General features: G+C 74.1%; 9 protein-coding genes. 3 read left to right on the top strand and 6 right to left on the bottom strand.

What is annotated here, in order from left to right:
- Together HYE82_RS28145 and HYE82_RS28140 are read right to left on the bottom strand one after the other, a co-directional pair.
- Nucleotides 1–655, bottom strand: a 655-nt coding sequence (locus tag HYE82_RS28145; protein ID WP_179176980.1) for an SWIM zinc finger family protein, incomplete at its 3' end; no start/stop codon positions are given.
- Nucleotides 652–3570, bottom strand: a complete 2919-nt coding sequence (locus HYE82_RS28140; RefSeq protein ID WP_179176979.1) for a DEAD/DEAH box helicase — start codon at nucleotides 3568–3570, stop codon at nucleotides 652–654. The genes HYE82_RS28140 and HYE82_RS28145, both read right to left, overlap by 4 nt.
- Nucleotides 3571–3750: 180 nt before the next feature.
- Here HYE82_RS28140 and HYE82_RS28135 point away from each other — a divergent pair, with 180 nt between their 5' ends.
- Nucleotides 3751–4008, top strand: coding sequence for a DUF6343 family protein (locus tag HYE82_RS28135; RefSeq protein WP_179176978.1), 258 nt, complete (start codon nucleotides 3751–3753; stop codon nucleotides 4006–4008).
- 76 nt (nucleotides 4009–4084) lie between these two features.
- Here HYE82_RS28135 and HYE82_RS28130 read toward each other — a convergent pair whose 3' ends face one another.
- From HYE82_RS28130 to rpsA, 4 genes are all read right to left on the bottom strand, one after another.
- On the bottom strand, nucleotides 4085–4495 hold the full coding sequence (locus HYE82_RS28130) for a tetratricopeptide repeat protein (RefSeq protein ID WP_309144472.1): 411 nt from the start codon (nucleotides 4493–4495) through the stop codon (nucleotides 4085–4087).
- Nucleotides 4496–4561: 66 nt separating this feature from the next.
- Nucleotides 4562–5176: a dephospho-CoA kinase gene (gene coaE, locus HYE82_RS28125; RefSeq protein WP_179176977.1), complete on the bottom strand. Its 615-nt coding sequence runs from the start codon at nucleotides 5174–5176 to the stop codon at nucleotides 4562–4564.
- An 89-nt stretch (nucleotides 5177–5265) separates the two neighbouring features.
- Nucleotides 5266–6213, bottom strand: a complete 948-nt coding sequence (locus tag HYE82_RS28120; protein WP_179176976.1) for a PAC2 family protein — start codon at nucleotides 6211–6213, stop codon at nucleotides 5266–5268.
- Nucleotides 6214–6442: 229 nt separating this feature from the next.
- Nucleotides 6443–7948 carry a 30S ribosomal protein S1 gene (gene rpsA, locus HYE82_RS28115; protein ID WP_179176975.1) on the bottom strand — a complete coding sequence of 502 codons (1506 nt, stop codon included), beginning with the start codon at nucleotides 7946–7948 and terminating at the stop codon, nucleotides 6443–6445.
- Nucleotides 7949–8289: 341 nt separating this feature from the next.
- Between rpsA and HYE82_RS28110 the strand changes: the two genes are divergently transcribed.
- On the top strand, nucleotides 8290–9180 hold the full coding sequence (locus HYE82_RS28110; RefSeq protein WP_179176974.1) for a class I SAM-dependent methyltransferase: 891 nt from the start codon (nucleotides 8290–8292) through the stop codon (nucleotides 9178–9180).
- Between the two features lie 7 nt (nucleotides 9181–9187).
- A partial coding sequence (locus HYE82_RS28105; RefSeq protein WP_179176973.1) for a helicase-related protein occupies nucleotides 9188–10769 on the top strand: 1582 nt, incomplete at its 3' end.

The following is a 10769-nucleotide window of genomic DNA, read 5'->3' as shown; positions in this document are numbered from 1 at the left end:
TGTGTATAAGAGACCGCGGGGGCAGGGTGGTGCGGGCCAGCGCGGCGCGCGCCGGGACGCCGGGGAAGTCCGGTGCGGCAGCTGGCTGTTCGCGCGCGGCATGGGCGGCGTTGCGGCGGCCGAGCTCGTCGAGGAGCTCCCGCTCGCCCCGGCCGCGCAGGAGCAGCAGCAGGAAGGGGTCCTCGTCGAGGAGGCGGGCGGCCCGGTAGCACAGGGCCGCGGCGTGCTTGCACGGCGGACGGGCCGGGTCCGGGCAGGAGCAGCGCGGCAGCAGCTCGCCGGGCCCCGGCAGGATCCGCCCCGCCAGGGACTGCGGAACCTCCCGCTCCAGCAGGGCGGCCAGGGCCGCCGGGTCGGCGGCGGCCGCCTCCAGCAGCTCGTCCCATCCGGCGGCGTCGAACGGGGCCAGGGCCAGTTCCGTGCGGTACGGGCGGGCCCGGGTGCCCCGTACGTAGGCGACGATCCGGCCGGGCGTGACCGTGACCGCCTCGACGTGCCCCTCCGCCGCGTACGCGCGGCCCCGAGCCAGACGCGCCGGGTCCCGGGCCGTGCGCTCCAGGGCCGACACCCAGGCCCGGCCCCACCAGCTGGCGGCGTCCCCGTCGGAGGGCACGGACTCGAAGGTGCGGCGGCGGTCCTCCCGTGTGGTGATCACGCGGGCCTCCTCAGGGAGACGAGGTCGGCGAGTTCGCGGTCGGTCAGCTCCGTCAGGGCCGCCTCCCCCGAGCCGAGGACGGCGTCGGCCAGGGCCCGCTTGGACTCCAGCAGTTCCGCGATCCGGTCCTCCACGGTGCCCTCGGCGATGATCCGGTGTACCTGGACGGGCTGCTCCTGGCCGATGCGGTAGGCGCGGTCCGTGGCCTGTTCCTCGACGGCCGGGTTCCACCAGCGGTCGAAGTGGACGACGTGTCCGGCACGGGTGAGGTTCAGCCCGGTGCCGGCCGCCTTCAGGGACAGCACGAAGACCGGGACCTCCCCGGACTGGAAGCGGTCGACGAGGTCCTCGCGCTGCACGACCGGGGTCCCGCCGTGCAGGAACTGGTGGGAGATCCCGCGCGCCGACAGGTGCCGCTCGATGATCCGGCCCATCGTCACGTACTGGGTGAAGACCAGCACCGAGCCCTTCTCCGCGAGGATCGTGTCGAGCAGCTCGTCCAGGAGGGCCAGCTTGCCGGAGCGGTGCGGGATCCGGGGCCGCTCCTCCTTCAGGTACTGCGCCGGGTGGTTGCATATCTGCTTCAGCGAGGCCAGCAGCTTCATGATCATGCCGCGCCGCTCCATCCCCTCGCTGGCTCCGATCGCGGCCATCGCCTCGTCCACCGCGGCCTGGTACAACGAGGCCTGCTCGCGGGTGAGGGACACCGGGTGGTCGGTCTCCGTCTTCGGCGGCAGTTCGGGGGCGATGCCCGGGTCGGACTTGCGGCGCCGCAGCAGGAACGGCCGGACGAGCGCTGCCAGCCGGGCCACGGCCGCCTCGTTGCCCCCGTCCTCCTCCTGCTGGTGCTCCACCGGCCGGGCGTGGCGGGCCCGGAACGCCGTCAGCGGCCCGAGCAGGCCGGGCGTGGTCCAGTCGAGCAGCGCCCACAGCTCGGAGAGGTTGTTCTCCACCGGGGTGCCGGTGAGCGCCACCCGGGCGGGGGCGGGGATGGTGCGCAGCGCCTTCGCGGTCGCCGAGTGCGGGTTCTTCACGTGCTGCGCCTCGTCGGCGACGACCATGCCCCAGGCCTGCCCGGCCAGCCGGGCCGCGCTGGCGCGCATCGTCCCGTACGTGGTGAGGACGAATCCCCCGGCCAGCCCGTCGAGGCTGCGGCCGCCGCCGTGGAAGCGGCGCACCGGGACCCCGGGCGCGAACTTCTCGATCTCCCGCTGCCAGTTGCCCAGCAGCGACGCCGGACACACGACGAGGGTGGGCTCGGGGCGGTCGCGGTGCAGGTGGAGCGCGATCAGCGTGACGGTCTTGCCCAGGCCCATGTCGTCGGCGAGGCACCCGCCGAGGCCGAGCGAGGTCATCAGGTCCAGCCAGGCCAGGCCGCGCGCCTGGTAGTCGCGCAGGACGGCCTTCAGCCCGACGGGCTGCGGCAGCGGGACGAGGTCGCCGGTCAGCCGCTCGCGCAGGGCGGCCAGGGCGCCGACGGGCACCGCCTCCACCTGCTGCCCGTCGACCTCGGCCGTGCCCGTCAGTACGGTCGCCAGCGCGTCCACCGGGTCCAGCAGGCCCAGGTCCCGCTTGCGGGCCTTGCGGACCAGCTCGGGGTCGACGCGCACCCACTGGTCGCGCAGCCGCACCACCGGCCGGTGCGCCTGGGCGAGCGCCTCCATCTCGGACGGGGTGAGCCGGTCGCCGCCCAGGGCGAGTTCCCAGGAGAAAGCGAAGAGCTGGTCGGCGTCGAAGAACGCGGTGCCGTCGATGGCGGAGCCGGGCGCGGTGGAGCGGACGACGGCGGTCGCGGAGAGCGTACGGGCCAGCTCGCGCGGCCAGTGGACCGGGACCCCGGCGGCCGCCAGGCGGGTCGCGGCGGTGCCGAGGAGGTCTTCGAGCTCCGGGTCGGACAGCGGCAGCAGGTCGGGGACCGACCGGTCCAGCAGACGCAGCAGCGGCGGCCAGACGCGGGCGGCGCGGCGCAGCGCGAGGACGGCGTCGATGCGGGCGCGCGGCCCGAAGCCGGCGGGGGCGGTACCGGCCCACAGCTGTGCGGCGTCGGTGACGAGTGTGGGGTCGGCCAGGCTGTGCACCTGGACGACGGCGGCGCCCGCCCGGCGGAGCTCCGCCCGCCCGGCACCGGCCGCGCCGGGACCCGCGCTCTCGCGCATGCCGGGGGCGGCCTCCGCTTCGGCATACCCTTCTGCGTCCGCGTCCGCCCCGTCGCCGGAGTCGAAGAGGCTGAAGGAGGAAAGGTCCAGCAGGAGCGAGATCCCCACCCCGGCATCGGCACCGGCCGCGACCTGCGCCGCCCAGTCCCGTATCCCGGGCACCCGCTGCGGCTCCTGGGCGGCGAACGGCTCCCCGGCGGCCACGGGCGCGGCCGGGGTCCGGGGCAGGCAGTCGGTGACGGCGTCGAGGAACGCCCGGACCAGGGCCTCCGGCTCGGGCAGCCGGAGCGGGCGGCGGCCGGGCAGGGGGGTGGCGTACCCCTCGTACGGGAGCGCGGTGGCGACCGCGCGGAGGTGGCCGACGTCCTCGGCGTCGAGCGGGCCGGCCCGCCAGGCGTCGACGTCGTCGGGGGTGAGCCCGGGCAGCAGCCGGCCGCGGGCGGCGAGGGTGAGCGCGTGAGTGGCGGCGGTGCCCCAGGCCCGGGTGGCCGGATGGGTGACGGCGGCGCGCGGTGCGTGGACCAGCAGGGGCAGCGCGTCGACGACGGCGAGGGCCACGGCGGGCACGGTCCGCGTGCGCACGCCGCTGCCGTGCGGGCGCACCACCTCGATCCGGGTCTGCGCCCCCTGCGGCACCTCGGGGAGCGGGTCGCCGTCCGGTGCCCAGAACGCGATCCGGCCCTGGCGCGGGACGGGAGCGGGCAGGAAGACGGCGGCGTGGCGCAGCAGTGCCTGCTGCGGCGGTTGCGGTGTCACCATGCCCCCTTCCCTGCCGTTTCCGTCGGTCGGACCACGTCTTTCCGCCGAGTCTAGGCGCGCACAGTGACAATCCCCGCTGACCTGCGTGTCAGCCGGTGCCGGGAGGGCCGGTGGCACCATGGGACGTAGGCCGTGCACGAACGGCACGGCCGGGCAGTCAGGCGATGAGGCGATGTGCCCATGCGTACCGGAAACGAGCCGGCTACCGCCCGCAGTCCGCTGCGGCTGAGGTTCTGGCTGAGCATGTGGGGGCTGGTGTGGGCCGCCGCCGGAACGGTTCTGTTCTCCCTGGCCGGCCGCCCGGGGTGGGCGGCGGCGTGCGGAGTGGTCGCGGTACTGGCTGCGGTCGACGTGGCCGTGGTGGCCCGTCACATCCACCAGGGCCCGCACTACCAGCCGGGCCGGGACATCCCCCCGTACGAGCCTCCGCACCGGTAGCCGGCCGGGCACAGTGTCCGGATCCGTAGGGCCCGCGGGACCCGCAGGCCCCGTGGGGCCGTGTGCGGGACCCGGGTCAGGAAGGCCTCGGGTCGTCGAAGCGGGCGGCCGCCACGTAGTCCGGCCGGGGGTCCAGGGCCGCGGCGAGCCGGAAGTGCCTGCGGGCCCGGTCGGGCCGGCCGGCGCGCTCATGGGTACGGGCCAGTGCGAAGTGCGCGAACGCGTTGTCCGGCTCCCGCTCCACGATCAGCTCCAGCTCCCGGGTCGCGCTCCCCAGTTGGGCGGAGGCGAAGTACGCCCGGGCGCGCAGCAGCCGGGCCGCACCGCTCTCCGGGTGGGCGGCGATGACCGAGTCGAGGAGTTTCACGGCGCCGCGGGGATCGCGGGCGGCCAGCAGCTGCTCGGCGGCCCGGAAGTCGATGACGTGCGTCTCCGGGGACGAGGGCGCCGATCCGGGCGGGGGAGCCTGCGGCACGGGGTCTGTCACGGTCTGCTCCTTCCCTCTCCTCGCTCGGTCCACGCGATGCGCGCGATGCACGCGACCGTGTGCCGGTCAGTCTCCGGCGGCCGCCGCCTTCGCCCGGGTGGTCAGCTCGTCCCACACCGCGCGTACCTGCGGTTCCAGCGCCTCCAGCGGCCCGTCGTTGTCGATCACGAGGGTCGCCACGGCGAGCCGCTGTTCCCGGGTGGCCTGCGCGGCCATCCGGGCCCGGGCCTCGTCCTCGGCCATCCCGCGCAGGGCGGTCAGCCGGGCGAGCTGCGTAGGCGGGGCCGCGTCGACGACGACCACGAGGTCGTACAGCGGGGCGAGGCCGTTCTCCGTGAGCAGCGGTACGTCGTGCACCACGATCGCGTCGGGGCCGGCGGCGGCCTCCAGCTCGGCCGATCTGGCCCGCACCAGAGGGTGGACGATGCCGTTGAGGGTCCGGAGCTTCTCCTGGTCGGCGAAGACGATCGATCCGAGCTTCGGCCGGTCGAGCGTCCCCTCCGACGTGAGCACCGACTCCCCGAAGGCAGCGACGATGCCCGCGAGGCCGGGCGTGCCCGGTTCGACGACCTCCCGCGCGATGCGGTCGGAGTCGACGAGGATCGCCCCGTATCCCGCGAGCAGTCGCGAGACCTCGCTCTTCCCGGCGCCGATGCCGCCGGTGAGTCCTACTCTGAGCACCCCTCTGCCTCCGCCCCTCGTCCCCGCCCGTGCGGGAAGCAGCTTCCGGCGCCCGCGAGCGCCCAGGCTAGCCGATCAGTGCCGGGCGATCAGCCCTCGCCCTCGCGTTCTGCGAGGAACCGCTCGAACTCGCGGCCGATCTCGTCGGCGGACGGGATCTCCACCGGCTCGGCGATCATGTTGCCCCGGGTCTCGGCGCCGGCCGCCGCGTCGTACTGGTGCTCCAGGCCCTGGACCAGGGAGACGAGCTCCTCGTCGCCCTCCCGGATCTGCCGGTCGATCTCGGTCTGGGTGCGGTGAGCCTCGGTGCGCAGGGCGTGGGCCACGGCCGGCAGGACCAGCCCGGTGGCTGCGGTGATCGTCTCCAGTACGGTCAGCGCAGCGTCCGGGTACGGGGACCGGGCGATGTAGTGCGGCACGTGCGCGGCGACGCCCAGCACGTCGTGACCGGCCTGGCCGAGGCGGAACTCCAGGAGCGATTCCGCGCTCCCGGGCACCTGGGCCTCGTCGAAGGGGCTGGTGTGGCCCGGCGTGAGGTCGGTCCGGTTGCCGTGCGGGGTGATGCCGACGGGCCGGGTGTGCGGGACGCCCATGGGGATGCCGTGGAAGTTGACCGACAGCCGGACGCCGAGGCGTTCGACGATCTGCCGGACGGCGACGGAGAAGCGCTCCCACTCCACGTCCGGCTCGGGGCCGGACAGCAGCAGGAACGGGGCGCCGGTGGCGTCCTGGACGAGGCGGACGTCCAGGCGGGGCTCCTCGAACTCCGTCCAGTGGTCGCGGCGGAAGGTGAGCAGTGGGCGCCGCGCCCGGTAGTCGATCAGGCGGTCGGCGTCGAACCGGGCGACGACCTGGTGGGGCAGGCTGTCGAGCAGCCGCTCGACGATCTGCTGCCCGGTTTCGCCGGCGTCGATGTACCCCTCGAAGTGGTAGAGCATGACCAGTCCGGCCGAGTCCTGGGCGAGGGCCAGGTCGGCCACCGCCAAGCCCTTGGCGTCCCACTCGTACAAACCCTTCGGATCCTTTGGATCAAGCACCGTCACCGCTCCTCCTCGCCGCGTTCTCTGCCGTGAACGTACGAGGGGGGCCGCACCATTCCCCGTCCGTCCGGGCGATTCACGGGAACGCACGGCGGAAGGGGGCGGGCGCGGGGCAGGGCCGGGACAGCAGCAAGGCCCGCCCCCCCGAGAGGGGGACGGGCCTTGCTTTCAGCTCAGCTCACTCCCGGATCGCTCCGGGTGTGCGCGGTGCGCTGCGATCCTGCGATCAGCTCTGGCCGCCGGCCAGCTTCTCGCGGAGCGCGGCCAGGGCCTCGTCGGAGGCCAGGGCGCCCGAGGTCTCGTCCGACTCCGAGGAGTAGGAGCCACCCGAGATGCCCGCACCGGCGTTGCCGGCGGCCGGGGCGGCAGCACCCTCGGCAGCGGCGGCCTCGTCGGCCTCGCGGGACTTGATGACCTGGGCCTGGTGCTGCTCGAAGCGAGCCTGCGCCTCGGCGTACTGGCGCTCCCAGGCCTCGCGCTGAGCCTCGTAGCCCTCGAGCCAGTCGTTGGTCTCGGGGTCGAAGCCCTCGGGGTAGATGTAGTTGCCCTGGTCGTCGTAGGACGCGGCCATGCCGTACAGGGTCGGGTCGAACTCGACCGACGCCGGGTCGGCACCGAAGGACTCGTTGGCCTGCTTGAGGGACAGCGAGATCCGGCGACGCTCGAGGTCGATGTCGATGACCTTGACGAAGATCTCGTCGTTGACCTGGACGACCTGCTCCGGGATCTCCACGTGGCGCTCGGCCAGCTCGGAGATGTGGACCAGGCCCTCGATGCCCTCGTCCACGCGGACGAACGCACCGAACGGAACCAGCTTGGTGACCTTACCCGGGACGACCTGACCGATCTGGTGGGTCCGGGCGAACTGCTGCCACGGGTCCTCCTGGGTCGCCTTCAGCGACAGGGAGACGCGCTCGCGGTCCATGTCGACGTCGAGGACCTCGACGGTGACCTCCTGGCCGACCTCGACGACCTCGGACGGGTGGTCGATGTGCTTCCAGGACAGCTCGGAGACGTGGACCAGACCGTCGACGCCACCCAGGTCCACGAAGGCACCGAAGTTGACGATCGAGGAGACGACGCCGGAGCGGACCTGACCCTTCTGCAGGGTGGTGAGGAACGTCTGGCGGACCTCGGACTGGGTCTGCTCCAGCCAGGCGCGGCGGGACAGGACCACGTTGTTGCGGTTCTTGTCCAGCTCGATGATCTTCGCCTCGAGCTCCTTGCCCACGTAGGGCTGGAGGTCGCGGACGCGGCGCATCTCGACCAGGGAGGCCGGGAGGAAGCCGCGGAGGCCGATGTCGAGGATGAGACCACCCTTGACGACCTCGATGACGGTACCGGTGACGATGCCGTCCTCTTCCTTGATCTTCTCGATGGTGCCCCAGGCACGCTCGTACTGGGCGCGCTTCTTCGAGAGGATCAGGCGGCCTTCCTTGTCCTCCTTCTGGAGAACCAGGGCCTCGATCTCGTCACCGACCTTGACGACCTCGTTCGGGTCGACGTCGTGCTTGATCGAGAGCTCGCGGCTCGGGATGACGCCTTCGGTCTTGTAGCCGATGTCGAGCAGGACCTCGTCCCGGTCGACCTTCACGATGACGCCGTCGACGATGTCGCCGTCGTTGAAGTACTTGATCGTCTCGTCGATCGCGGCGAGGAAGGCTTCCTCGTTACCGATGTCGTTGACCGCAACCTGCGGAGTGGTGGCGGTGGTCTCGGTGCTGCTCGTCATGTGGGAAAGGGCTCCGGTACGGACATGAAGTCGTAGGTACTGCTACGCCGGGAGCCCTTATCGGCATCTGCCGAAGAAGCCGGACAGCCTAGGAAGCCCAAATCCGCCGAAGGCGGCAGGGCCTCGAGAACCGAGGGGACATCAACAGATGCAAGCGCAGCCTGCTAGGTCTGAGGAGCACAGGCTCGCAGCGCAACTTGTAGCATACGGGGATGGCCGGACAGGGTCAATGCGCGAAGGCGCACACCCGGGGCGGATCACCGCACAACCGGCACAATTCATGGGCGGGCAAGCACGGATGGCCCTCCCGACTTCTTTCGCAGACTACGACGACGGGCCCCATGAACCAAGAGGACTACGCCCCCGAAAACGCGCACGGCACCCACGGGAACACCGGGGACGAAGCCGTCGCCACGCGGCGTGATGCCGGCGAAACGGAGAGCAGCCGGGCCAGCCGCTCCTGGTGGGACCGCAATGCGGACGACTACCAGCGCGAGCACGGCGCCTTCCTCGGCGACGACCGCTTCGTGTGGGGCCCCGAGGGCCTCGACGAGGCCGACGCCGCCCTCCTCGGCCCGACGGACGCCCTGAGGGGCAAGGACGTCCTGGAGATCGGAGCCGGCGCCGCCCAGTGCTCCCGCTGGCTGGCCGCCCAGGGTGCCCGCCCGGTGGCGCTCGACCTGTCCCACCGCCAGCTCCAGCACGCCCTGCGCATCGACGGCGGCGCGGTCCCCCTGGTGGAGGCGGACGCCGGGCGCCTGCCGTTCCGCGACGGCTCCTTCGACCTGGCCTTTTCCGCGTACGGCGCCGTCCCCTTCGTCGCCGACCCGGTGAACGTCATGCGGGAGGTGCACCGCGTCCTGCGCCCCGGCGGCCGCTGGGTCTTCTCCGTCACCCATCCCATCCGCTGGGCCTTCCCCGACGAGCCCGGCCCGGAGGGGCTGTCCGTGGCCGCCTCCTACTTCGACCGGACCCCGTACGTCGAGCAGGACGAGCAGGGACGGGCCGTGTACGTCGAACACCACCGGACCCTCGGCGACCGGGTCCGGGACGTGGTGGCGGGCGGCTTCCGCCTGCTCGACCTGGTGGAACCGGAATGGCCCGACTGGAACAGCCAGGAGTGGGGCGGCTGGTCCCCGCTGCGCGGCAACCTGATCCCGGGCACCGCGATCTTCGTGTGCGAGCGAGGCGAGATGGGGGCACCCCCGGCCGAACGCCCGGGGCGGGACTGAGCAGAGCATGACACCGCCGCCGCAGTCGCCGCCGCCTTCGCCTTCGCCTTCGCCGCGAACCGACGCCCTCGACGCCCTCCCCGTACGGGAGGCGCTGCCCGCACTCGCCTCGGCCCTGGAGGGCCACGGCACCGCGGTGCTGTGCGCCCCGCCCGGCACCGGCAAGACCACGCTCGTGCCGCTCGCCCTGGCCGGGCTGGTCGGCGGCGGCCCCCCGCGCCGGGTCGTCGTCGCCGAGCCCCGGCGGATCGCCGCCCGGGCCGCGGCGCGGCGGATGGCCTGGCTGCTGGGCGAGCCGGTGGGGGGCGCGGTCGGCTACACGGTGCGGGGGGAGCGGGCGGTGGGCCCCGGCACCGTGGTGGAGGTGGTCACCACCGGTGTCCTGCTGCAGCGCCTGCAGCGGGACCAGGAGCTGGCCGGAGTGGACGTGGTCGTCCTGGACGAGTGCCACGAGCGGCACCTCGACGCCGACGCGGTCGCCGCGTTCCTGCTGGACGTACGGGAGACCCTGCGCCCGGAGCTGCGGCTGGTCGCGGCGTCGGCGACCACCGACGCGCAGGGCTGGGCGCGGCTGCTGGGCGGTGCGCCGGTGGTGCGGGCGGACGGGGTCTCGTACCCGGTGGAGACGGTCTGGGCCCCGCCGGCCCGGCCGGTGCGGCCGCCGCACGGGATGCGGGTGGATCCGGCGCAGCTGGCGCACGTGGCCGGGGTGGTGCGGCGGGCGCTGGCGGAGCGGTCCGGGGACGTGCTGTGCTTCCTGCCCGGCGTCGGCGAGATCGGCCGGGTGGCCGGGCTGCTGACCGGGGTCGGCGCGGAGGTGCTGCAGGTCCACGGGCGGGCTCCGGCGGCGGTCCAGGACGCGGCGCTGACGCCGACCGGCCACCGCAGGGTGATCCTCTCCACGGCGGTGGCGGAGTCGAGCCTGACCGTGCCCGGGGTGCGGGTGGTGGTGGACTCCGGGCTGGCCCGCGAGCCGCGGATGGATCACGCGCGGGGCCTCGGCGCGCTGACGACCGTACGGGCCTCCCGCGCGGCGGCCCGGCAGCGGGCGGGGCGTGCGGGGCGCGAGGCGCCGGGCGTGGTGTACCGGTGTTGGGCGGAGGCGGAGCACGGGCGGCTGCCGGCGTTCCCGGCCCCGGAGATACGGCTCGCCGACCTGACCGCGTTCGCGCTGCACGCGGCCTGCTGGGGCGATCCCGACGCGTCCGGGCTGGCGCTGCTCGACCCGCCGCCGGCGGGGGCGATGGCGGCGGCGAGGACCGTGCTGTCCGCGGTGGGGGCGCTGGACGCGACCGGGCGGGTCACGCCGCGGGGCACGGCGATGTCCCGGCTCGGCCTGCACCCGCGGCTGGCCCGCGCCCTGCTGGACGGGGCGGCGGCTCCGGACGTGGACCGGCGGCGGGTGGCGGAGGTGGTGGCGCTGCTGAGCGAGGAGCCGCCGCGGGATTACGGGGACGACCTCGTGGCGGCATGGCGCACCGCCCGCACCGCCGGCGCCGCCGGGGGCCCGCGGGGCGGGGGTGACGGGTATGCGGGGCGTTGGCGCGCCGAGGCCCGGCGGCTGACCGCGGCGTTGGCCGCCGCGGAGG

Origin of the sequence: Streptomyces sp. BR123, assembly GCF_013401435.1 — a bacterium.
In the GTDB taxonomy this organism is placed as follows: Bacteria; Actinomycetota; Actinomycetes; order Streptomycetales; family Streptomycetaceae; genus Streptomyces.
Note: the sequence above shows the minus strand (reverse complement) of the source record. Positions and strands in the feature narration are given on the sequence as shown.